Origin of the sequence: Paraburkholderia rhynchosiae (assembly GCF_002879865.1) — a bacterium.
In the GTDB taxonomy this organism is placed as follows: domain Bacteria; phylum Pseudomonadota; class Gammaproteobacteria; order Burkholderiales; family Burkholderiaceae; genus Paraburkholderia; species Paraburkholderia rhynchosiae.
This window is the reverse complement of sequence record NZ_PNXY01000006.1, coordinates 234,720-256,734: the sequence shown is the minus strand read 5'-3', so window position 1 is coordinate 256,734 and position 22,015 is coordinate 234,720. Positions and strand designations below refer to the sequence as shown.

Below are 22,015 nucleotides of genomic sequence, written 5' to 3'. Positions count from 1 at the left end.
CGTCGGCTCCTCAGGCGGTGGCCGCTGCGTTTGCGTTTGCGTTCCCATTGGCAGTGCCGGAGGACTTCATGCCTTCGGCGCCTTCGAGCACTGCTTTGACGATGTTGTGATAGCCGGTGCAGCGGCACAGATTGCCGTCGAGTTGGGCGCGCACGTCGTCGCCGGTGAGGTTGGGTTGGCGCTGCACGAGCGAGATCGCGCTCATTACCATGCCCGGCGTGCAGAAGCCGCATTGCAGGCCGTGGCAGTGTTTGAAGGCGGCTTGCATGGGATGCAGCGCGCCGTCTTTGGCGAGTCCTTCGATGGTGGTGATCTGCGCGCCTTCAGCCTGCACGGCGAGGATGTTGCACGACTTGATCGCGCGGCCGTCGAGGTGGACGGTGCATGCGCCGCATTGGGCCGTATCGCAGCCGATGTGCGTGCCGGTGAGCCGGAGTTGATCGCGAAGGAACTGGACAAGCAGGGTGCCGGGCTCGACTGAAGCGCTGATGGGCGCGCCGTTCACCGTCAGACTTATGCTGATCGCCATGAAGTTGTCTCCTTATGGGGTGAAACCGGACCGTTTTGCTTTTGCCTTCAGCCTGCCTGTTCGTGGGCCCGATTAGGGTGCTGCGGTTTTTATGAGTCTGCCGAAAAGTAAAGCACAAATTGGGCGGGCGCGCTATGAGGGGTTTTTGCCTGCGGCGGGGTTTTTTTGTTTGTCTGGTTGCGGGTTGTTGTTGGCCTTTCCTTCAATTCGTAGTGGTCTGTTGGTGTTGCCCCGCAAAGGGCAACCCAATAGACCACCACGAATTCAAGAAAAGGCCAACGAATCAAGAAAACCCGCCGCAGCCGAAAAACCCCCTACTTAGCCAAATGCGATCGCCGCCGCGAATACCCAAAATAAACCACCATCCCAACCAGAAGCCAAACCACAAACGCGACCCACGTCACAGCCTGAAGATTCGCCATCAAAAACAGACACGACGCGACAGCGAGCACCGGCACCACCGGCACACCAGGGCACCGGAACGCGCGAGGCAATTCCGGATGCGTCTTACGCAAAACGAGAACCGCAATCGACACCATCGAGAACGCCGCCAACGTGCCGATGTTGATCAGTTCAGCCAACACATTCAGCGGCACGAGTGCCCCAATCAGCCCGAAGAAAATGCCGACGAGCCACGTGGTGAAAAACGGCGTCGCAAATCGCGGATGCACCCGCGAAAGCCGCGCCGGCAACAAGCCATCGCGCGACATGGCGAAGATCACTCGCGTCTGGCCATACGCCATCACCAGGATCACGGTCAGCATGCCCAGCACCGCCCCAAGGTCGATGAAGCCCGCCACCCACTTCTGCCCCGCGACCTGCAATGCGTACGACACCGGGTGCGAAACATTTGCGAACTGCGCCGACGGCACAATGCCTGTCACCACCGCCGCGACCGCCACGTACAACACCGCGCACACGCCGAGCGACGCAATGATCCCGATCGGCAGATCGCGCTTCGGGTCCTTGACCTCCTCCGCAGCGGACGACACCGAGTCGAAGCCAATGAACGCGAAAAACATCACCGCAGCCGCGCCGAACACGCCATTCCAGCCGTTCGGCATGAACGGATGCCAGTTCGCTGGCGTCACGTGGAACACGCCCACGGCGATCACCAGCAGCACCACAACCACCTTGATCGCGACCATGATGTTGTTGATCCGCGCGGATTCGCGCACGCCGACCGACAACAGAGCGGTGATCGCCATCATCACGAGGAACGCGGGCAGATTGAAGAGAGTTTCATAGCCGGGTAATGCGCCGGGCGCAGCCGTCAGCGCGACCGGCAACGAAACGCCGAAACCGGACAGCAGCGATTGCAGATAGCCCGACCAGCCAACGGAAACCGCCGAGGTCGCGAGCCCATATTCGAGCATCAAATCCCAGCCGATGATCCATGCGGCCAGTTCGCCAAGCGTCGCGTACGAGTAGGTGTAGATGGAACCCGCGACAGGAATCGTCGACGCAAATTCCGCATATGCCAGCGCCGCAAAGCCGCACGCGACGGCCGCGATCAGGAAGGAGACCATCAGCGCCGGGCCAGCCTGAACCGCGCCCGTGCCGGTCAGCACGAAAATGCCGGTGCCGATAATGGCGCCGACGCCGAGAAACGTCAGATCGAGCGCACCGAGCGCCTTCTTCAGGCCGGCGTTCTGAGCGCTCGTCGCGATCATGTGCTCGACGCTTTTCTTGCGGAACAGGGACATTGGCGGGGGTCTCCAGTAGTGCACGCGTGTCGCGCGCCGAATGTCGGGAAACCCGCGATTTTAGCGGATGCGAGCGCGTGCACCTTTTTGGGACGCGCTATTGGACTGATGTAATCAACGGATGTCGCGCGGTGGCGACAGAGCGGCAGGACCCAAGCCGCAGCGAAGCGGCAACAGCGCGGACCTTAACCGGCCATCGCCGGATTCAGGTCGACGAGACGGTTGCTCATCACATAGAAGGTGAGTTCGGCGTTGTTGCGCAGCTTCATCTTCTCGAGCAGGCGCGTGCGGTACACGCTTACCGTTTTCACCGACAGCGACAGCGCTTGGGCAATGTCGGTCAGGCGCTTGCCCGATGCCAGCATGCACAGCGTCTGATATTCGCGGTCGGAGAGCTTTTCGTGCGGCAATTGCTCGCCGTCGAATGAGACGTAGTCGGCCAACGCTTCGGCCATCGCCGGGCTCACGTATTTACGGCCGGCCGCGACCTGCTGGATCGCGCCGATCATCTGCGCGGTGTCGACGGTTTTCGACAGATAGCCTGCGGCGCCGGCCTTCAGCGCGCGTACCGCGTACTGATCCTCGCGGTACATCGAGAACATCAGTACCGCCACGCGCGGCGCCTTGCGCTTCAGGCGCTTGAGCACTTCCACGCCGTTCATGTCGGGCAGCGAAATGTCCAGCAGCACCACGTCGTAGCTGTGTTTCACGACTGCGTCGAGCGCTTCGGCGCCGGTTTGCGCCTCGGTGACTTCACGCGCCACGCCGCGATCGAGCAGCAATTGACGGACGCCCTGGCGAACCACGGCGTGATCGTCGGCGAGCAGGATGCGCAGGCTCATGACGGCTCGCTCACAAGCGCACTGCGCGCAGTCCAGCGGGCTGCGAGCCGGCGAGCATTGCGTCCCAGGCGAAGCGGGCGCGCACGAGCGTGCCTCGCGCGCCGTCGCCGATATCGCCACGGCGGGACACGGTCAGGGTCTGGGTCTGAGTCAGGGCGCGCCGGGCGCTCACGCGCAGTGTGCCGTCGAACGCGGCGCAGCGCGCCTTCATGCCGCTCAGGCCGAAATGGCCACGGCGCCGATACGCGTTGCGCGAAACGCCGATGCCGTCGTCGCTGACGAGCAGCGTGAGGTGGCGCCGGCTTGTCTCGATCCGCACGTCGGCCGATTCGGCGCGCGCGTGTTTGGCAATGTTGTTCAGCGCTTCCTGCGCGACGCGGAATATGGCCAGCGCGGCCTCGGCGGGCAGGCGCGTGAGGCGCACATCGGCCGCGCAGACGAAACTCGTGCGCAACTGGGTGCGCGCCGCGAAGTCGCCGGTCCACTGTGCCAACGCGCCGACAATGCCCGCGTCGAGCGACGGCGCGTGCAGTTCCGCCACGGCCTGGCGGGCCGCGGTGCAAACGGCATGGAGCGAGCGGTTGGCGACAGCGAGCGCCGCCGAGCATTGCGCTGGGGCGTCGGCGGGCAGCCATGTTTCGACGCCGGCGAGCGCGAAACGCGTCGCGGTCAGCTCGGCGCCCATGCCGTCATGCAACTCACGCGCGACGTGGCGGCAGGCCGCTTCCTGTGCCTGAACCACTTCGGCGGACAGTTCGCGCACCCGCGCGCGCAGCCGTGCAAGCTCGCGCTCACAGGGTGACGCAGGTGACGCCGGAGAGCCGGCCGCCTCGGAACCGTCGCGCGGCAACGGCGCGGGACCCGGGGCGGTAAATGGGACGACAGTCGACGTATCCATGGCTTTCCTCTCAGAAAGCGGCGCGGACAGCGAAACGGTGACGCAGCGGCGCCGCGAAGACGAAAGAACGCATAAGGGTCTCTGGCCTCCATGTATTGGCCGTGTCAGATAGGTACGACGGGCAAATCACTACGAAGCAACGTAACGAAATTTACATTCAGTAACAATTGGGTCGTACCGTGAGCGGCTGCGAACTCGGCTGACGGTGCGCCGCGATCATATCTCAAAAAAAGAAAAAATACAGGCCCACCAAGGGTTAGCGCCAATAGTTCGCGCAATGGTTCAGGTCGACAGCAGCTTCCTGTAGGAAGAACGCTGACGCCAAATGTCAAACATACGACGCCGGTTTGTAACGGCCAAAAAAAAGGAGCCGGAAGGCTCCTTTTACTCGGCTCGCGGTGCGGGCCCCGAACGGGAACGCGGCCTAACCGACGAACGCCTTTTCGACAACGTAATGGCCCGGCGCATTGTTGCTGCCTTCCTGAAAGCCCAGATCGTCGAGCAGCTTGCGCGTGTCGCGCAGCATGTGCGGGCTGCCGCACAGCATCACACGGTCGTCTTCGAGCGAAAAGCCCGGCACACCGAGGTCAGCGAACAGCTTTTCCGTTTCGATCAGCTCGGTGATGCGGCCACGGTTCTGGAACGCTTCGCGCGTGACCGTCGGGTAATACAGCAGCTTTTCCTGCACCAGTTCACCCAGGTGCTCGTGCGCCGGCAGGTGGTCGGTGATGTATTCCTTGTACGCGAGCTCGTCGACGAAGCGGCAGGTATGCGTGAGGACCACGCGCTCGTAGCGGTCGTAAATGTCCGGATCTTTAATGATCGACATGAACGGCGCGAGGCCCGTGCCGGTGGACAGCAGCCACAGCGTTTTGCCCGGCAGCAGGTTGTCGGCCATCAGCGTGCCGACCGGCTTCTTGCCGATCAGCACCTGGTCGCCCACCTTCAGGTGCTGCAAACGCGAGGTGAGCGGGCCGTCCTGCACCTTGATGCTCAGGAATTCGAGATGTTCTTCGTAGTTCGCACTCGCAAGGCTGTAAGCGCGGATCAGCGGCTTGCCGTCGACTTCGAGGCCCACCATCGTGAACTGGCCGTTTTCGAAACGGAACGACGGATCGCGCGTGCAAGTGAAGCTGAAAAGCGTATCGGTCCAGTGGTGGACGCTCAGGACGGTTTGTGAATTCAGGTTGCTCATGGCTTCTTGGATAGTGCGGAAACAAAGGTGGCCAGTCGTTCAAGCCGGCCGGCACGGCAAGGGCAATGCTGCGCTAACCCGCGGGCGGGAACCGCGCGCAATCGGTCATTTTACCGCGCCTGCTGCCGATGGGCCGAAGCGCGGCGATTGGGCGCGAGAAACGCGACGAAAACGCGGCGACAAACGCAATTAAAGCGGGCAAATAAAGCGGTCGAGCGGCGGTGATGAACCGGCGGTCATCAAACAGGTTACCGACCTGGAAACGCCGGCGCCGGATCTGATCATGATCCGCGACGGGGAATACCTGGCGTGGTTGCGGCCGGGCTTCAGCAAGGGTGCGGCGGCGGGCGAAAGCCGCGCAGCGCAGCTGGCATCGGCTGTCCGGCTTGCGCCGGGTAGGCGCGCCGCAGGGCAACATTTTCGAGATGATACCCAAACCTGCCGTGCGGTGCAGCATAGACCCTGCCATTAAAGCAGGCAAAGATTCAGGCAGAAGCGCGACGAAAACGCCTGGAAACGGCGTGCGATGCAAAATAAAAAGCAGGTAGGCGCAGCCGGCGAGCGACCTTTGCGCCCCGCGACGCCTGCGCCTACGCCCACGCCTACGCCTGCGCCGTCATCCGCTTATTGCCGCGCTGCTTGAGCACTCTGGCTTGCAGAACGATTACCAGTAGCAGGAACACACCTCGAATTACCGATTGCCAGTACGCCGACAGGCTGATGAAGCCGAGGCCATTTTCAAAGTTGAGCAGATTAAAAACCAGACCGAGCAGCAACACGCCGGCAATGGTCATGGCAATCGAGCCTTCGCCGCCCGTGAGCAGGGTGCCGCCGAGCACCACTGCTGAAATTGCGAAGAGCTCCCAGCCGACGCCTTCGTTCGGCTGCCCCGCGCCGAACTGCGCCGCGAGGATCACGCCTGCCATGCCGGCCAGCAGTCCGCTGACCGCATAGGCCGTCACCAGCGTGCGGTCGACGTTCAGGCCCATCAGCCGCGCCGCTTCCTCGCTCCCGCCAATGGCGAGCGAGTGGCGTCCAAAGCGTGTGCTGCGCAGCGCCAGCCAGCCGGCGACGGCGGCGACCGCGGCGACGATCCCCGGAATCGGCAAGCCGAACAGGTCGCCCTGGCCGAAGTTGGCGAAATTCGAATCCGACGCGATCGACACTGCATCGTTCCTGCCGAGCAGCAGCGCTACGCCGTGGGCGCCGAGGCTGGTCGCGAGCGTCACGATGAAGGGCAGGATTTTCAGCCGCGTGATGATGAGCCCATTGAGCACGCCGACGGCGAGCCCAGCCGTGCATCCGGCGACCACGGCGACCCAACCACCGTGCGCGCTCGCCAGCGCTGCGACGACGCTCGACATGGCTGCAACCGTGCCGACCGACAGATCGATGCCGCCGGTGATGATCACGAACGCCATGCCGACCGAGATTAGCGCGAACATCGAGTTGTAGCGCCAGAACGAAGTGATGTTGTACGCCGACGCAAAGTGCTCGTAGCGCACGAGGCCGAGCACGACGAGGCCAACCAGCGCGAACAGGATAGGGAGATTCTTTTTCATCGCGGGAAAGCTCCTTTGGGCGTTAGCGCGAGCTCCGCTGCACGTACACCGCCGCGACGATAATGCCGGCCTTCACGACGAGTGCCGCCGCATCCGGAATGCCGTGCGCGAGCAACGTGTAGCGCAGCAACTGGATGATCAACGCGCCGATCAGCGTGCCGCCGATAAACGCCTTGCCGCCCGTTAGCGCAGTGCCGCCGACGGCGACCGCGGCGATCGCATCCAGCTCGATGCCCAGCCCGACCACGTTCGCATCGGACGACGAATTCACCGAAATCGAGATCAGCCCCGCCAGTCCCGCGAGCGCCGCACAGAGCGTGTAGGCGATGAGCTTCACGGTGGCCGTCGGCACGCCGGACAGATAAGCCGCCTTCTCGTTGCCGCCGGTGATCAGCAGATACTGGCCAAACAGCGTCTTGCGCACTACCCACGCGAACACAGCGACCAGCGCCAACATCAACAGCACCTGAAACGGCACGCCCGCGATCTTGCCGAGCGCGATCCACTGGAAAGCGGGCGTGTTGAACGCTTGCAGGCTGCCATCGGTGACGACCTGAGCAATGCCTCGTCCGGCGATGAAAAGCACGAGTGTCGCGACAATCGGCTGAACGGCGAGCCTCGTTACGAGCAGGCCGTTGAAGACGCCGCACAAGGCGGCGGCCAGCACGGGAAGCACGAACGCCAACGCAATGCCGCCAGGTCCGGGGATATTCAGGAACAGCATCGGCGCGAGCGCGCCTGAGATCGCCATCGACGCGCCGACCGACAGATCGATGCCGCCCGTCGCCACCACCAGCGTCATGCCGATGCCGACGATCACGATCGTCACCACCTGCGTGAGATTCACGTTGAAGGTTTGCAGCGACCAGAAATGCGGCGTGAAGATCAGATTGAACAGGACCATGGCGAGCAGCACGATAATTTCGCGTTGCATCGCGAGGCGCCGCCAGTTGCGTACTGTCGTCGCTTGCGAAGGGCGCGGCGCGTTTGCCGATCCGGGCGCGACTTCGCTGCTGGATTGCGGCTCGCGCTGGGGTTCGCTTTGCAACGACTCCGTGTGCAGCTTAAACGCCATGACGGTCGCCCTCCAACGCGTCTTCGATATGTGCGGCGCTCGCTGTCTGCGCGGCCTCGGCCAGTTCCGAACGGCCGTCGCCGCCGTAGGCGATCGCGTCCATGATCGCGCTCTCGCTCATGTCCGCGCCATTCAGTTCGGCGACCGTCCGGCCGTCGCGGATCACGACCGCGCGGTCAGCGACCGCCGTCAGTTCTTCCAGTTCGGACGCGGACATGAGCACGGCGAGGCCCGCGTCGCGCAGTTCGCGCACGATCTTCGCGACGTCCGCTTTCGCGCCCACGTCGATGCCGCGCGTCGGTTCGTCAAGCAGCAGCAGGGCCGGCTCGGCGGCCAGCCACCGCGCGAGCAGCACCTTCTGTTGATTGCCGCCCGAGAGCTCGCGGATCGGTTGATCGGCGGAGCTCAGCTTGATGCCAAGCGACGCAATGAAACGCTCGACAATCGCCTGCTGCTTCTTCACATCGACCACGCCATTTTTCGCGAGCGTGCGCAGACAGACGAGTGTGAGATTGTCGCGCACGGACAGTTCGGGGACGATGCCTTCGGCCTTGCGATCCTCGGTGAGATACGCGAGGCCGCGCGCGATCGCGTCCTGAGGCGATTTCAGCGCCACGGCTTCACCGCCGATGGAGAGCGAACCTCGTTCCAGCGGATCGGCGCCGAACATCAGCCGCATGGTTTCCGTGCGACCCGAGCCGAGCAGGCCGGCGAGACCCACGGCTTCGCCCGCGTGCACTTCGAGCGACACGTCGCTCACTTTGGGATGTGCGGCCAGATCGTGCGCAGCGATCGCCTGCTTGCCTCGACGCGCGAGATTCGCTTCACGTGCAGCGGGATCGTCGTGCACGACGGCGGCGAGCGTGCGGCCCAGCATCGTCGTGACGAGTTGCAGCTTGTCCATCTCGGCCATCGTGCTTTGCGCGACGGTCTGCCCGTCGCGCATCACCGTGACGCGGTCGCACAGCGCATACAGTTCGTCCAGCCGATGCGACACGAAGATCACCGCGCGGCCATCGTCGCGTAGTTTGCGCACCACGGTGAACAGCAACTCGACTTCGCGTTCATCGAGCGACGAGGTCGACTCGTCCATGATGACCATCTTCGCGTCGGACGAAACGGCGCGCGCGAGCGCGACCATCTGCTGGATCGCAGTCGAATAGCGGCCCACCGGTTTCTTCACATCGATATGCAAGCCGAACGATTCGAGCAGCGCGCCAGCGCGTTGCTGCACCGTGCGCCAATCGATCAGACCGAAGCGGCGCGGCTCGCGGCCAAGAAAAATGTTCTCGGCCACCGAGCGGAACGGTACGAGATTGATCTCCTGATAGATCGTGCTGATGCCGGCTTCGCGCGCCTGTTTCGGCGTGCGGAAATCGACGTCGCGCCCCTCGAAGCGCACGCTGCCCGAGCTGCGCCGATAGGCGCCGGTCAGGATCTTGATCATGGTCGATTTGCCCGCGCCGTTCTGGCCGATCAGCGCATGCACCTCGCCGGCCGCGACGCTCAGATTCGCGCCGCGCAACGCGGGTACGCCGCCGAAGCTAATGCCGATGTCCTGCATCTCGAGCAGAACCGCACGGGTACCAGGAGATTGCGCACTCTGCGCGGAGTGGGGCGTGTGCATGCCGGATTGCGTCACAGGTGTCCTCCTGATGCGCGTGCTGCGGTCGACCATCTGCAGTTGACCATGAGGTTGAGCATCTGCGGTTGACCATATTACGCCGCATAAAAGCGAAGCGACGGTCCGTGGATTCACGGGCGCGTCGCTTCGAACCCTGCCCGTCATCCGCCTTCACAGGAGACTGTTTTCAAGGCGGAGACTTCCTGCTGCCATGGTTGCGCGGTTCCGCTCAATAGCCTCTCGATAGCCGCTCAGTAACCGTATTGCATGCTCTGCTGCACGTTGCTCTTGTCGTAGAAACGGTCCGACACCTTGACCCACGTCGGGATCTTTTCACCCTTCGCGAAACGCTGCGCGACGTCGCAGGCGAGTGGGCCGAAGAACGGGCTCGACTGCACGCTCGCGCCGAGTTCGCCGGCGGCAATTGCCTCGAGCCCGCCCTTGGTGCCGTCGATCGTGACAATCTGGATGTCTTTGCCGGGCTGCTTGCCCGCCGCCTTGATCGCGGCGATCGCGCCGAGCGCCATTTCGTCGTTATGCGCATAGACGGCGGTGACGTCCGGGTGCGCTTGCAGCAACGTTTCCATCACCTGACGGCCCTTGTCGCGCGCGAAGTCGCCGCTTTGCGACGCGATGATCGTCATGCCCGGATTCTTCGCGATGATTTCGTCGAAGCCCTTCTTGCGATCGTTCGCCGCCGACGCGCCCGTGGTGCCTTCGAGTTCGATGATCTTCGCCTTGCCGCCCGTTGCCTTGATTAGCCAGTTCGCCGCGCGATGCCCCTGATCGATGAAGTCCGAGCCGATGAACGTGATGTAGTCGCGGCCCGCCACGGCCACCGATTGATCGACGTTGCGGTCGACCAGAATCACGGGAATGCCGGCCTTTTTCGCCTGAAGAACGACGGGCGCCAGCGGCTTTTCCTCACGTGGCGGGAACACCAGCAGATCGACATGCTGCGCGATCATGCTTTGGATGTCGGAGACCTGCTTGGAATTGGAGCCGTTGGCGTCGGTCATCACGAGCTGCCAGCCGCACTTCGCGGCCACTTCCTTGAAGCTGCGCGTTTCTGCAAGACGCCAGGGGTTATTGCTTTCGGTCTGCGCAAAGCCGACCTTCAGCGGAGTCTTGGTTACCAGCTTCGGCAGGCCGTCGTCCGCGTGGGCCGCGAGCGCACCAAGCCCCGCGCCGAGACCCATTGCCAGAGCCAGCAGCGAACCCGCCAGCGGACGAATCTGCCGCGTGCGCGCGTGCCCGCGCGCCTCGTTGTTGAGCAACGCCATGTCTTCCTCCAGTACCTGGTGAGATGTATTTGCTTTTTGATTTCTCCTGCCAGCCGGCACTTCACAAGGGCCGGACGTGCCGATTATTTCATCGCTAATTATTATCGGTCAATCACTAATAATATTAGTCATTGGGTTTTTTGCCTCGGTAATTACCCGCACCGAGGCGCGCTCCACGAGGGGCCCGTCGAGCTTCACCATTCGATGCCGGACAGGCGCGCCCGCCGCGCGGTTATGGTCTTCCTGAAGCAGGGTTTCGACGGCCCAGCGTCCCAGTTCATAGTTCGGCAGCACGACCGTGGAAAGCGGCGGATGCGTGTGGCGCGCAATTTCCTGGTCGTCGTAGCCGAGCACCGATACATCTTCGGGAACGCGAAGTCCAAGCTGCTTCAGCGCTTCGATCGCGCCGATCGCCGTCAGGTCGTTCGCACAGAAAATCGCGGTTGGCGGATTCGGTTCGCGCATCAGCGAAAGCGTGAGTTCGAATCCGAGTCCCGAACTCCAGTCGCCGTCGCGCACGAGCTCGGGCGCGTACGGCAGGTCGGCGGTGGCGAGTGCGGTGCGGTAGCCCTTGAGCCGGTCTTTCGACGCATCCTGCCAGGGCTCGCCGTTGATATAACCGATCCGCCGATGCCCGGCTTGCAGCAGATAATCGGTCGCCAGATGACCGCCTGCGACTTCCGCTGGCACCACCGACGAAAAGCCGCTCTCGCCCGTGTAGCAGTTCAGCAGCACGGTCGGCACGCGCGAGAGCGCCGCGGGCGGCGTCACCTTGCGCGTATAGACGGTCGCGTAAATCACGCCGAGCACATGCGGGTTCGACAGAGTCGTGTCGAGCACCTGCTTTTCGATCTCGGCGTTGCCGTGCGTCGAATACACCGCCAGCATTTTGCCGCTCGCGTAGGCCGCGTCGCGAGCGCCATCGACATTGACCACTGGATGCGGGCTAGTCGAGATTTCGTCGGCGAGATAGACGATCAGATTTCGCTCGTCGCTCGACGCCGCCACCGGCGCGCGCGGCGAAAGGTGGTAGCCGAGGTCGTGCGCCGCCTTCAGCACTTTCTTGCGGGTGTTCTCGGAAAACTTCGCGCCGGTCGCGTTGTTCAGGACGAGAGAGACAGTCGATTGCGACACGCCCGTGAACTTGGCGATGTCGGTCATGGTGGGACGGCGTTGAGTCGATTTTTTCATTGTGCGGGCCGCGCTGCAGCGGCGTTAAAACAAAGACATGCCGTGGCATCCTGCTGCTGACGGTACCACTAATAATATGCGCGCGGCAACGCGCGCTAACCCGTCACTGACTGCGCTCGCCGGGCTTTTATGTCGGCGCCACCACATGCAATTATTACTAATAATATTGACCCGCAACCTTTGGCGTGCGATTCTGCGACGCGCGGACCTTACGACCGGCCAGGACCGCGCGCCTTGTGCGGCACATCGACGGAGACTGCATGCGCATCGCCGCCGCCCTCTGCCTGACACACGTTTTCTGACCATGCCCGACGCTTTTCCGAATCTGACATCGCCCGTTGCAGCGGAGCTTACGTGGCTCGACGATCCTTCCATCGCGCCGCAGCTTGTGACGCTGACGGCGGGCGCGTTGCGGCTCGTCATCGCGCCCGGGATAGGCGGCGCGCTGGCGGCTTTCTACGAGAGCACGCCGGATGGCCCGATGCACTGGCTGCGTCCGGCTTCATCCGCCGCATTCAGCGAGCGCGACCCCTTGCGCATGGCGAGCTTTCCGCTCTTTCCGTATTGCAACCGGATCCGCGATGCGCGCTTCGCATTCGACGGCGCTACCGTCGATCTCAGCGGCAATGACCTTCGCTTTGCACACGCGCTGCATGGCAACGCGTGGCGGCGTCCGTGGCAAGCGGCAGCGCTCACGCCAAGCTCGGTGGACTTGCACTTCGAACATGAGCCCGATTCGCAAATACCCGGCGACTGGCCGTTCCGCTACCGCGCGCGGCAGCGCATCGAGTTGAGTGGCGAAGCGTTGCGCATCACGCTATCCGCGCAAAACCTTGGCGAGCGGCCGATGCCTTTCGGCATGGGTCATCACCCGTACTATCCGCGCACGCCGCAAACGCGCGTCTATGCCGAAGTACAAGCAATGTGGCACGCCGACGCCGACGTACTGCCGACGCATCTCGGCCCGCATCCCGCAGTCGATGCGTTGCGCGAGGGCCTGTCGCCGGACGCTTTCGAGCTGGACAACAACTTCGCAAACTGGGCGCGTGGAGCGACGATTGCGTGGCCCGACGAACATCGTCAATTGACGATGACCGCGGAGGCGCCGTTCGATCATATGGTGATATTCGCGCCCGCCGACGACGCGCAGCTATGTGTCGAGCCCGTGACGAACACCACCGATTGCTTCAACGCGGAGGGCCCGCATGAGCATGTGGGCGGCTGCGTGTTGCAACCGGGCGAGGAGATTGCCGCCACGCTGACGTGGACGCCGAAGCGAAGCTAGCGGCGTCGCTTCAGTTCAAGCCCTGACGTAGCCCACAAATAAGGGCGGTCACGCCGCCCCTGCATCATCGGCATGCACGCGCCTCACTCAACGCGCAAGCGAGCCATATACGGCAGATGATCGGAGAGCCACGCCGTCTCCTGCGTCGGCTGGATCCATTCGACGGGCTTCATCCCGCGGATGAACATCTTGTCGAGCGCGAGGGCGGGCGAGAACGCCGGAAACGTGCGGCCGGATTCGCCAAGCAGCGTGGCCACTTCATGCAGTCCATGCTCGCCGAAAAGCGGCACCGAATCGTTGCGCCAGTCGTTGAAGTCGCCGGCCAGCACGAGCGGACCGTCGGGCGCTTCCTTCGCGATCCAGTGCGCGATCCAATGCATCTGACGCAAGCGCGCCGAGCGCGTCAGCGCGAGGTGCGCGCACAACAGCGTGACCGAGTGTCCGCCGAAGGTCGCGCGCGCGACCAGCAAACCGCGTTTCTCGAAGCGATGCGCTGAGATGTCCCAGCGTCCGCCGAGATCGAGCGGATGCGGCGACAGGATTGCATTGCCGTGCCGCCAGGACGGCTTGAATACGTTGGGCCCGAGCGCGATTTCCAGTTCGAGCGCGCGCGCGATTTCAGTGGCCTGGCAATGCCAGACATCGCTCACAGGATCGGCAACCGGCGCGCCGAAATTGCTTGCCAGTACCGGCGACGGCATGCGCCGCGCCATTGCTTCCTGCAAAAAGTAGGCGTCCGCGTGGGTCGACTGAACCCAGCGCTGCATGGCCTGCCAGGCTTGGAAGCCAAGCGGCGTTCGGCCTTTGTGCAGGTTCCAGCTGACCGCCACAAAATCCTTGGGTGCTGCGCTTTCGCGGATCAATTCTTCGGGGTTTCGCATGCCGCGTTATCCACGTGTTCTGTTTTCGGGGCTTCGATTTTTCGTGCGTTGTTCGTGCGTGGTTCCTGCATCGTTCGCGCGTCGTTCAGGTTGGCTCTTCCGCTTCGCTTTTCAACCCTCCGCTTTCAGCTCAATTCGCAGCGTTGCTGCCGTTCGTGAGACTTGCGCGCACGCGATAGACCAGCACCGGATTTTTGTCGACGATCGTCCAGCTCGTCCATTGACCCGACGCCATCTTCAAACCCGGATGGCTCGCGCTTACTTTGCGCGGCTGCGGCGGGAGCTTGCAGCCGGTGTCGGTTTGCCGTGCGGCGTCGTCCTCGAAAGTCTCCTGTGCGTCGATCGACAGGGTGATTTCGTTGCCGTCCGCCTGCAGCGGCGACACCGTCAGCGTGCGCGCCAGGTCAATGCTGCCGGCCGGCTGATCCTTGCAGCCGACGTTATGCTGGACCACCTTGTGATGCGTATCCGTGCGCGCCTGGCCGACCGTGGTCGTGCCGTCGAACGCATCGATTTGCTGGCCGTCGCGCAACACTTGCAATTCCCACTGCACGACCTGCGGGGGTCGTTGTTGTGCGTGTGCAAGCAACGAAGTGCCAAGCAGCACGGCCACGATACTGGTTTTCCACATAGAGCGAATCTCCGGTGACTGCATCCGGCGGCGTAGTCAGATGGCCATCTTACGCCTGATACGCTGAACGCTTTTCTGACACGTTAAACGGGGCCGGGTTCTGCAACAATCCATTTCGGACTGGGTCGGTAATCGCGACGGAACTTCTCGCAGGCGTTGTCGAAAACGACCGGTTATTCCCCCGTTGGCGAGCGATTGTTAGCAGCAGAGCCACAGGACTGCTGGCTTGCGTGCGGTTCTGTCCTCGTTAAACTGGACCTGAAACGGCGCCCATCAGGTGCCGCCAGGCAAGGCCAGTCAGACGGGGTGAGCAATGACAACTGCAATGGTCAAACAGGAAATCGCCGTGGCGTCTTTCAGTCGGGTGTACGACCTCGATCAGGTCGAGACCGCACTGAACGATCTCGGCGAAGGCGCGAACGAGGCGTTGCGCACAACCTACGAAAAGATGCTGAAAACCGGCAATCTGCGCTTCTGCGTCAAGCCGAACCGGATGCCGTCGATCGACGATCTGATCGACGCGCTACCCAACTTTGCCGGTCCGCTCGACGACATCCGCAAGCAGGTCGCCCTCTGTCTCGAGACGGAAGACCGGCTCGAGCTGATGCCGATTCTGCTGCTCGGCGATCCCGGCATCGGCAAGACGCACTTTGCGAAGCAGTTAGCGCGCCTGCTCGGCACGGCCTATCAGTACGTCGCGATGAGTTCGTTGACGGCCGGGTGGATTCTTTCGGGTGCGTCGTCGCAATGGAAAAACGCGAAGCCGGGGAAGGTGTTCGACGCGCTCGTGAACGGCAGCTATGCGAACCCGGTCATCACCGTCGATGAAATCGACAAGGCCACGGGTGACTCGCAATACGATCCGCTGGGTGCGTTGTACGCGCTGCTGGAGCACGACACCGCGCAGACTTTCATCGACGAATTCGCCGAGATTCCCATCAACGCCGGCCACGTGATCTGGATCGCCACGGCCAACGACGAGCGTGCAATTCCCGAGCCGATCCTCAACCGGATGAACGTGTACGAGATTCCGCCGCCGGATCGCGACGGCGCGCGCCGCATCGCACAATCCATTTACGCGGAGATTCGCGGCGCGCACAACTGGGGTCTGCGGTTTCCCGAACTGCTCGGCGACGACGCGCTCGATGCGCTCAAACACGCGTCGCCCCGCGAAATGCGCCGCTCGATTCTGAATGGATTCGGCGCGGCGCGGATCGATGGACGCGACCAGATCGGCGCGGCTGATATTCGGCTCGACTACGGCAACCGGCGCAGACCCATCGGCTTCTGAGCGCTCCTGTCCGTTCTTGCGGCGCCCGCTGAGCTGCTTTTAAGCTCCCCGGAGCTGCCCTTTATCTGGCCATTCCCGCCGCCGGCAACGACGGCGGGCATGGCTGTCTGTGCGGCGTCGTACAATTCCACGCAGCGGGTTGCGAAACGGCAGTGCGTTCGGCAGCGAGCGGTGTAGGGAGTTCGTTGGCTGCATGCTGTCGTCATCTATATTGGTGGACGAGGCAGTGCGCGGCGAAGTCGGCCGCGTCAAGGGACATGGACCAAATCGAATGTGTCGTGATCGGCGCGGGCGTGGTCGGGCTCGCGGTGGCGCGCGCGCTGGCCGCGCGCGGGCGCGAAGTGATCGTGCTGGAAGCGGCCGAGGCGATCGGCGTTGGCACCAGTTCGCGCAACAGCGAGGTGATTCACGCGGGCATTTACTATCCGCGCGGCTCGCTGAAGGCAACGCTGTGCGTGCGGGGCCGCGAGATGCTTTACGACTATTGCGTCGAGCGCCACGTGCCGCATTCGCGCTGCGGCAAACTGCTGGTGGCGACGTCGACCAATCAGATTCCGCAGCTCGAAAGTATCCTGGCGAAGGGCCGTGAAAACGGCGTGCTCGACCTGATGCGCGTCACCGGCGACCAGGCGCAGGCGCTGGAGCCGGCGCTCGAATGTGTGGCGGCCGTGTTCTCGCCGCAGACGGGTATCGTCGACAGTCATCAGTTGATGCTCGCGTTGCAAGGCGATGCCGAACGCGATGGCGTGGTGTTCGCGTTTCACTCGCCGGTCGAAGCGATCGAAGCAGGCAACGGCCGCTTCATCATCAAGGTCGGCGGCGACGCGCCCACTACAATCAGCTCGGCTTGCGTGATCAACAGCGCCGGCCTGCATGCGAACGCTCTGGCTCGCACCATTCGCGGACTTGACGCGCGCCACGTGCCGCCGCTCTATCTCGCGCGCGGCAACTATTTCAGCATCTCCGGACGCGCGCCGTTCAGCCGCCTGATCTATCCGATGCCGAACGAAGCGGGACTCGGCGTGCATCTCACCATCGATCTCGGTGGCCAGACGCGCTTCGGTCCCGACGTCGAATGGGTCGATACGATCAATTACGACGTCGATCCGCGGCGCGCAGAATCTTTTTACGCGGCGATTCGCGCCTACTGGCCCGCGCTTCCGGACCATGCGTTGCAACCTGCTTATGCGGGAATTCGTCCGAAGCTTTCCGGTCCTGGTGAACCCGCCGCCGACTTCGTGATTCAAGGACCGGCCGCCCATGGCGTGCGCGGACTCGTGAATCTGTTCGGTATCGAATCGCCGGGATTGACGGCGTCGCTTGCAATCGCACAGCGTGTCTGCGAACTTAGCGGGCGCGCGTGAGGGAGCTGGTTTCGGCCCGACTCGACAGTGCGCGAAGTTGTACCAATTCGCTTATCTCTAGCATTTGAGCCGTCACGCGCGACGGCTTCATTGCTATGCTTGGGGACCGCTGTCATCAGAACGGCGATCAGTTCAATATAAATGGAGTGAGTCCCCATGAAATCTTCCCGTCGCACATTTTTGATTACGAGCATTGGTGTTGCCTCGTCGCTCGCGCTGTCGCGCCAGGCCTTCGCCGATGCACCGAAGGTCGCCGAAAGCGATCCCACCGCACAAGCGCTCGGCTACAAGGAAGACGCCAGCAAGGTCGACAAGGCGAAGTTCGCCAAGTACGCGCCGGGCCAGGACTGCGGCAATTGCAGCTTCTATCAGGGAAAGGCGACTGATCCCTACGCACCGTGCCCGATGTTCGCCGGCAAGCAGGTCGCAGCCAAGGGTTGGTGCAGCGCCTATAACAAGAAGGCCTGATCGTGTCCCGAGGGCGCCGCCCTTGTGTGTTGCGCGAAAAGCGCTGCAACATTGCAGCGTTCATTTGAAGGGCAATGGCCGGGTGTCTGCCGCCACGCGCGACAGGCGCCCTTTTGCGGCCTTAAAACGGCCGGCGCGGTCTTTACGCTCCAGGTCGATCCCGACGCGTCTCGCAAGGCGCTTGAGCCGTCCACATCATGGCTCGCCTAACTGCGCGCATTCATCAGCGGCGGCCGTTTGTCGAACCACGGCCGCGCCGCTTCGAGTTGCGCGGCAAGGCACAACAGCGTCGCTTCGCCGCCGTCGCGCGCCGCAAACTGGACGCCGATCGGAAGTCCGCGCGCGTTCCAGTAAAGCGGTATCGACATGGCGGGTTGACCGCTCAGATTGAACAGTTCCGTGCAACCGGCCCAAGCGAACGCTTTGTTCGACGCTTGCGCAAGCAGCTTCTTCAGCAGCGGCTCGAGCGGCATCGCGGTCACGGCGCGCATTTGCATGCGTTCCGTCGACGTCGGCTGCATCTCGCCAATCTTGAGGGGCGCGCCCGCGAGCGTCGCGCACAGAATCACGTCGTAGCGCTGCAACAGATCTGTGAGACGTTGGGTGATGCGGCGCTGTTCTTCAAGCGCGGCGGGCAAGCCGCGCTCACCCAGTTTGCGGCCTACATGCGCCATCGCCCATGTCGCGATTTCGAACTCGTCGCGAAGCGGTTTGCGTCCGGTGATGCGCTCGGCGTTCAGCACGAGGTCTTCCGCGGTCACGGACCACAGCGTGAGAAACGCATGCCGGACCGCCGCGAAATCGATGCCAAGCGAAATCGGCTCGATGTTGTGGCCGAGCGAACTCACGAGCTGCGCCGCGTCGTCGAGCGCGGCGCGCGCGTCGGCGGAAAGGGACGGCGCGAGCATTGGTTCGGTAATGTAAGCGATGTTCAACGGCTTGCACGGCTCGCGGCTCGCGCCGAGAAACGTTCCCGGCGCGCCGACCGGACGGTCCGCGTTGCCCGCCAGCAGATCGAGCAGCAACGCGCTGTCACGCACGCTGCGTGATACCGCGTGATCGACACCGAGTTCACCGGCCGCAACGGCGGCGCTCACGCGCGGCACGCGTCCGCGCGAAGGCTTGAGGCCGAATAATCCGCAACACGAAGCCGGAATGCGGATTGAGCCGCCGCCATCCGACGCATGCGCGAGCGGCACAATGCCGGCCGCCACTGCCGCCGCCGCGCCGCCGCTGGATCCGCCGGGCGTATGGTCCAGATTCCACGGATTGCGGCACGCACCGAATAGTTCGGGCTCCGTATAAGGCATCTGCCCGAGTTCGGACGTGCTGGTTTTTGCGAAGATATTGAGGCCGGCCGCTTTCGCGAGCGCGACCACGGGCGCGTCTTCGCCGGGAATGAAATGACGATAGTGGCGGCTGCCCATCGTCATGCGCAGTCCGGCAATCGGCGCGCCGAGATCCTTGATCAGATACGGCACGCCGGCAAGCGCTGTTTGCGCGACGAAAGCACCGTCGGCATTCGCGCCAGTCGCGCGGTTGGCGCCGTTCGCCTGGCTCGCGTCATAACGCGACGCGCGTTCGCGGGCGGCTTCGTAGTCCTTCAGCACGATTGCGTTGATCGCGGGATTGACCGCTTCGGTGCGCGAGATCGCGATGTCGAGCAACTCGCGAGCGCTGGCTTCGCGCGTTCGCACCAGTTCGGCGAGGCCGATGGCGTCATGGGCGAGATAGTCTGATAGCACGACGGAGGAGCCCTCGGTGCGGGGTGTGGAATGCCGGTTGTTCATGCGCGCGACGAACGGCGTTATGGCACGGGCACGCCGTGATCGTCGAGCCGCGTCTATCGGCGTGCATGAAAGAAGACAGCGCGCTGGCGGCACGCCGTCTTTGACAGGGTAACTGACTTACGCGCACGCGTGACGAGACGCGTAAGTCACGGTCACTTACAAACGCTCGCCGAGGAAAGTCAGCGTGCGGCCGTGCGCGAGAGCGGAAGCACGCTGGTTATACGACGCGCGGTCCGAGCAGTTGAAGCCGTGATCGGCGTTGGGGTAGATGTGGAACTCGGCGTCCGTGCGTCCGGCAAAGCGTTCCTGAATCTGACCGACGGCCGACAGCGGAATATGCTGGTCGAGTTCGCCGTAGTGAAACTGCATCGGCACCTTGATCTTTGCGGCTTCATCGAGCTGGTTCTGGATGCCGCCGCCGTAATACGCGACCGCGGCGTCGACGCTGCCTAGCGCCGCCGCCATGTACGCGAGCCGTCCGCCGAAGCAAAAGCCAATCGCGGCGACTTTGCCGGTGACTTCGGGCATTGCGCGCAATGCGGCGGCCGCGGCACCAATGTCGCTGGCGGCTTGATTCGCGTCGAGCTTCTGCATCAGTTCGACGCCCTTCGTGCGGTCAGCGCCTTCATACGTGAGTTCGACGCGCGGCTGCACACGCCAGAACACGTCCGGTGCGAGCGCGACGTAGCCGTCTTGCGCGTATTGATCCGCGACCGAGCGGATATGGCTGTTCACGCCGAAGATTTCCTGAATGATGATGACGGCCGGCCCCTTGCCGCCTTTGGGCAGCGCGAGATAGCCGCCGAACGTGTCGTTGCCGGCAGGGATGTCGATCCATCGGGACGTCGTGCTCATGGTGTTCTCCATAGTCGCGCGCGGCTGCGCGAGTTTCAGTCTGAATGAAGGCCAGAGGCTACAGTGCCTGGCGGGCGGTCAGTGTGCCATCAAAAGAAAGGTATTGCAGCGAGGCCCCTTGAAGCTTGCGTGCAGCTTCCAAAGCCCGTCCGGCACGCGTGAGCAAGGCGATGCAAGACAACCCAAGCAATCTCGTAGGACGATTGAAACGTTCTCGATAATTCATTTTTCCGTTGCGCAGCGCACCGGTACAGTCCACCGTAATAGTTCGTCGGGACGGCGAACGGTTGCGCGAAGGAGAATCGATTATGAGTGAAGGCAATTGTGTGACGCCGTTTGCCGAGCGTTTTGAATTGCGAGTGCCGGTCGTGCAGGCGCCAATGGCGGGCGCCACCACGCCCGAACTGGTGGCTGCGGTGTCGAATAGCGGCGGCCTGGGTACGCTGGCGGGCGCGGCGCTGTCGCCCGAGAAAATTGGAACGGAGGTCGCGGCGATTCGTGCGCTGACGGATCGTCCGTTCGGCGTCAATCTGTTCGTGCTGGAGCCCGCCACGCCGGATGACGCCACCGTGAGCCGCGCGCTAGAAGCGATTGACCCGCTGCGAGCCGACCTCGGCTTGCCGCCGGGCCGGCCGCTCGAACGCTACGCGCCTGACTTCCGCGCGCAACTGGAGGCGCTGATCGAGCTGCGCGTACCGGTGGTGAGCTTCACGTTTGGGCTGCTCGCACGCGAGGACATCGCGCGGCTGCATGCCAACGGCCAATATGTAATCGGCACAGCGACGCATGTCGCCGAAGGCGTCGCGTGGCGCGATGCCGGCGCCGATGCGATCGCCGCGCAAGGCTCGGAGGCGGGCGCGCATCGCGGCACGTTCATCGGTTCGTTCGAAGAGGCGTTGGTCGGCACGATGGCGCTCGTGCCGCAGCTCGTCGACGCGACCGGGCTTCCGGTGCTGGCCGCGGGCGGCATCATGGACGGACGCGGGATCGTCGCGGCGCTCGCCCTTGGCGCGCAAGCCGTCGTCATGGGCACCGCGTTTCTGAGCTGTCACGAGAGCGCAATACCGCAGGCGTGGAAAGACCGTCTGCGCTCCATCTCTGATACGTCGACCTCGGTGACGCGCGCGATCACCGGCCGCCATGCTCGCGGCATACGCAATCCATTGATGCAGCGTTTGAGCGAAGCGCCGCAAAACATCGCGCCGTATCCCGTGCAAAACGCATTGACGCAGGAGCTGCGTCAAACCGCGGGCCGCGCGCAGAACGGCGACTATCTCTCACTGTGGTCGGGCCAGGGCGCGCCTCTCGGACGCGTGCGGCGCGAAGACTTCGGCGCCGCGGAATTGATGGGACAACTCGAGCAGGAATGGCTTGCGGCAAGCGCACGCATCGCCGCGTTCAAGCGCTGATTGCGCGTAAGTCAGGCACGCCTCGCCCCCGCTTGCGGCGCGCGTCGTTTTCACCATCAAACCCCGCTTAAACCCCATTCGAACCATTAACGGTTTAACCCGCTAAAAGCTTCGGGTTTTTCTTCCTGAACGAACG

General features: G+C 63.3%; 20 protein-coding genes. 5 read left to right on the top strand and 15 right to left on the bottom strand.

The genetic code is table 11. From position 1 onward, the window contains the following. Positions 1-10: 10 nt before the first annotated feature. The 11 genes from C0Z16_RS11210 to C0Z16_RS11165 form a co-directional block, all read right to left on the bottom strand. Positions 11-529, bottom strand: coding sequence for a (2Fe-2S)-binding protein (locus tag C0Z16_RS11210; protein WP_102632208.1), 519 nt, complete (start codon positions 527-529; stop codon positions 11-13). Between the two features lie 314 nt (positions 530-843). Then, positions 844-2,235: an amino acid permease gene (locus C0Z16_RS11205; RefSeq protein ID WP_102632207.1), complete on the bottom strand. Its 1,392-nt coding sequence runs from the start codon at positions 2,233-2,235 to the stop codon at positions 844-846. 185 nt (positions 2,236-2,420) lie between these two features. After that, positions 2,421-3,077, bottom strand: a complete 657-nt coding sequence (rqpR, locus tag C0Z16_RS11200; protein ID WP_102632206.1) for a response regulator transcription factor RqpR — start codon at positions 3,075-3,077, stop codon at positions 2,421-2,423. 10 nt (positions 3,078-3,087) lie between these two features. After that, positions 3,088-3,975, bottom strand: a complete 888-nt coding sequence (locus tag C0Z16_RS11195) for a sensor histidine kinase (RefSeq protein WP_102632205.1) — start codon at positions 3,973-3,975, stop codon at positions 3,088-3,090. Positions 3,976-4,399: 424 nt separating this feature from the next. Continuing rightward, positions 4,400-5,170, bottom strand: coding sequence for a ferredoxin--NADP reductase (locus tag C0Z16_RS11190; protein WP_102632204.1), 771 nt, complete (start codon positions 5,168-5,170; stop codon positions 4,400-4,402). Positions 5,171-5,243: 73 nt separating this feature from the next. Beyond that, positions 5,244-5,627, bottom strand: coding sequence for a hypothetical protein (locus C0Z16_RS38135; RefSeq protein WP_167403507.1), 384 nt, complete (start codon positions 5,625-5,627; stop codon positions 5,244-5,246). A gap of 145 nt (positions 5,628-5,772) precedes the next feature. Next, positions 5,773-6,732 (bottom strand): ABC transporter permease, encoded by a 960-nt coding sequence (locus tag C0Z16_RS11185; protein ID WP_102632203.1) that lies wholly within the window; start codon positions 6,730-6,732, stop codon positions 5,773-5,775. 22 nt (positions 6,733-6,754) lie between these two features. Then, positions 6,755-7,807, bottom strand: a complete 1,053-nt coding sequence (locus C0Z16_RS11180) for an ABC transporter permease (RefSeq protein ID WP_175130642.1) — start codon at positions 7,805-7,807, stop codon at positions 6,755-6,757. Then, entirely contained in the window at positions 7,797-9,449 is a 1,653-nt protein-coding gene (locus C0Z16_RS11175) for a sugar ABC transporter ATP-binding protein (RefSeq protein ID WP_407070664.1), read from the bottom strand. Before C0Z16_RS11175 ends, C0Z16_RS11180 begins: the two co-directional genes overlap by 11 nt. Positions 9,450-9,682: 233 nt before the next feature. Further along, the gene (locus tag C0Z16_RS11170; RefSeq protein ID WP_102632202.1) at positions 9,683-10,714 is read right to left on the bottom strand and encodes an ABC transporter substrate-binding protein; all 1,032 of its coding nucleotides are present in this window, start codon (positions 10,712-10,714) and stop codon (positions 9,683-9,685) included. Between the two features lie 108 nt (positions 10,715-10,822). After that, a complete protein-coding gene (locus C0Z16_RS11165) occupies positions 10,823-11,905 on the bottom strand; it encodes a LacI family DNA-binding transcriptional regulator (protein WP_244201212.1) in 1,083 nt (360 codons plus the stop codon). A gap of 304 nt (positions 11,906-12,209) precedes the next feature. Between C0Z16_RS11165 and C0Z16_RS11160 the strand changes: the two genes are divergently transcribed. Next, positions 12,210-13,190 carry an aldose 1-epimerase gene (locus tag C0Z16_RS11160; protein ID WP_102632200.1) on the top strand — a complete coding sequence of 327 codons (981 nt, stop codon included), beginning with the start codon at positions 12,210-12,212 and terminating at the stop codon, positions 13,188-13,190. An 83-nt stretch (positions 13,191-13,273) separates the two neighbouring features. Here C0Z16_RS11160 and C0Z16_RS11155 read toward each other — a convergent pair whose 3' ends face one another. Further along, positions 13,274-14,071 (bottom strand): endonuclease/exonuclease/phosphatase family protein, encoded by a 798-nt coding sequence (locus C0Z16_RS11155; protein ID WP_102632199.1) that lies wholly within the window; start codon positions 14,069-14,071, stop codon positions 13,274-13,276. A gap of 130 nt (positions 14,072-14,201) precedes the next feature. Then, the gene (locus tag C0Z16_RS11150) at positions 14,202-14,702 is read right to left on the bottom strand and encodes a hypothetical protein (RefSeq protein ID WP_102632198.1); all 501 of its coding nucleotides are present in this window, start codon (positions 14,700-14,702) and stop codon (positions 14,202-14,204) included. Positions 14,703-15,015: 313 nt separating this feature from the next. Between C0Z16_RS11150 and C0Z16_RS11145 the strand changes: the two genes are divergently transcribed. The 3 genes from C0Z16_RS11145 to C0Z16_RS11135 all read left to right on the top strand — a co-directional run bounded on the left by C0Z16_RS11145 (position 15,016) and on the right by C0Z16_RS11135 (position 17,825). Continuing rightward, positions 15,016-15,993 (top strand): AAA family ATPase, encoded by a 978-nt coding sequence (locus C0Z16_RS11145; protein ID WP_102632197.1) that lies wholly within the window; start codon positions 15,016-15,018, stop codon positions 15,991-15,993. A gap of 257 nt (positions 15,994-16,250) precedes the next feature. Then, the gene (locus C0Z16_RS11140) at positions 16,251-17,357 is read left to right on the top strand and encodes an NAD(P)/FAD-dependent oxidoreductase (RefSeq protein WP_102632196.1); all 1,107 of its coding nucleotides are present in this window, start codon (positions 16,251-16,253) and stop codon (positions 17,355-17,357) included. A 156-nt stretch (positions 17,358-17,513) separates the two neighbouring features. Beyond that, positions 17,514-17,825: a high-potential iron-sulfur protein gene (locus tag C0Z16_RS11135; protein WP_102632195.1), complete on the top strand. Its 312-nt coding sequence runs from the start codon at positions 17,514-17,516 to the stop codon at positions 17,823-17,825. Between the two features lie 206 nt (positions 17,826-18,031). On the opposite strand, the gene C0Z16_RS11130 is transcribed toward C0Z16_RS11135, so the two are convergent. Further along, on the bottom strand, positions 18,032-19,570 hold the full coding sequence (locus C0Z16_RS11130; protein ID WP_175130643.1) for an amidase: 1,539 nt from the start codon (positions 19,568-19,570) through the stop codon (positions 18,032-18,034). Positions 19,571-19,771: 201 nt separating this feature from the next. Continuing rightward, positions 19,772-20,470, bottom strand: a complete 699-nt coding sequence (locus C0Z16_RS11125; RefSeq protein WP_102632193.1) for a dienelactone hydrolase family protein — start codon at positions 20,468-20,470, stop codon at positions 19,772-19,774. Between the two features lie 308 nt (positions 20,471-20,778). Here C0Z16_RS11125 and C0Z16_RS11120 point away from each other — a divergent pair, with 308 nt between their 5' ends. Further along, positions 20,779-21,879, top strand: coding sequence for an NAD(P)H-dependent flavin oxidoreductase (locus tag C0Z16_RS11120; RefSeq protein WP_102632192.1), 1,101 nt, complete (start codon positions 20,779-20,781; stop codon positions 21,877-21,879). The last annotated feature ends 136 nt before the right edge of the window (positions 21,880-22,015 follow it).

What these genes read in the sequence shown, in the direction of transcription:
- C0Z16_RS11190 (WP_102632204.1), bottom strand. Translation starts at nt 5,170, where the DNA reads ATGAGCAACCTGAATTCACAAACCGTCCTGAGCGTCCACCACTGGACC.
- C0Z16_RS11145 (WP_102632197.1), top strand. Translation starts at nt 15,016, where the DNA reads ATGACAACTGCAATGGTCAAACAGGAAATCGCCGTGGCGTCTTTCAGT.
- C0Z16_RS11135 (WP_102632195.1), top strand. Translation starts at nt 17,514, where the DNA reads ATGAAATCTTCCCGTCGCACATTTTTGATTACGAGCATTGGTGTTGCC.
- C0Z16_RS11165 (WP_244201212.1), bottom strand. Translation starts at nt 11,905, where the DNA reads ATGAAAAAATCGACTCAACGCCGTCCCACCATGACCGACATCGCCAAG.
- C0Z16_RS11140 (WP_102632196.1), top strand. Translation starts at nt 16,251, where the DNA reads ATGGACCAAATCGAATGTGTCGTGATCGGCGCGGGCGTGGTCGGGCTC.
- C0Z16_RS11185 (WP_102632203.1), bottom strand. Translation starts at nt 6,732, where the DNA reads ATGAAAAAGAATCTCCCTATCCTGTTCGCGCTGGTTGGCCTCGTCGTG.
- C0Z16_RS11120 (WP_102632192.1), top strand. Translation starts at nt 20,779, where the DNA reads ATGAGTGAAGGCAATTGTGTGACGCCGTTTGCCGAGCGTTTTGAATTG.
- C0Z16_RS38135 (WP_167403507.1), bottom strand. Translation starts at nt 5,627, where the DNA reads ATGCTGCACCGCACGGCAGGTTTGGGTATCATCTCGAAAATGTTGCCC.
- rqpR (WP_102632206.1), bottom strand. Translation starts at nt 3,077, where the DNA reads ATGAGCCTGCGCATCCTGCTCGCCGACGATCACGCCGTGGTTCGCCAG.
- C0Z16_RS11205 (WP_102632207.1), bottom strand. Translation starts at nt 2,235, where the DNA reads ATGTCCCTGTTCCGCAAGAAAAGCGTCGAGCACATGATCGCGACGAGC.
- C0Z16_RS11155 (WP_102632199.1), bottom strand. Translation starts at nt 14,071, where the DNA reads ATGCGAAACCCCGAAGAATTGATCCGCGAAAGCGCAGCACCCAAGGAT.
- C0Z16_RS11170 (WP_102632202.1), bottom strand. Translation starts at nt 10,714, where the DNA reads ATGGCGTTGCTCAACAACGAGGCGCGCGGGCACGCGCGCACGCGGCAG.
- C0Z16_RS11125 (WP_102632193.1), bottom strand. Translation starts at nt 20,470, where the DNA reads ATGAGCACGACGTCCCGATGGATCGACATCCCTGCCGGCAACGACACG.
- C0Z16_RS11160 (WP_102632200.1), top strand. Translation starts at nt 12,210, where the DNA reads ATGCCCGACGCTTTTCCGAATCTGACATCGCCCGTTGCAGCGGAGCTT.
- C0Z16_RS11195 (WP_102632205.1), bottom strand. Translation starts at nt 3,975, where the DNA reads ATGGATACGTCGACTGTCGTCCCATTTACCGCCCCGGGTCCCGCGCCG.
- C0Z16_RS11180 (WP_175130642.1), bottom strand. Translation starts at nt 7,807, where the DNA reads ATGGCGTTTAAGCTGCACACGGAGTCGTTGCAAAGCGAACCCCAGCGC.
- C0Z16_RS11150 (WP_102632198.1), bottom strand. Translation starts at nt 14,702, where the DNA reads ATGTGGAAAACCAGTATCGTGGCCGTGCTGCTTGGCACTTCGTTGCTT.
- C0Z16_RS11210 (WP_102632208.1), bottom strand. Translation starts at nt 529, where the DNA reads ATGGCGATCAGCATAAGTCTGACGGTGAACGGCGCGCCCATCAGCGCT.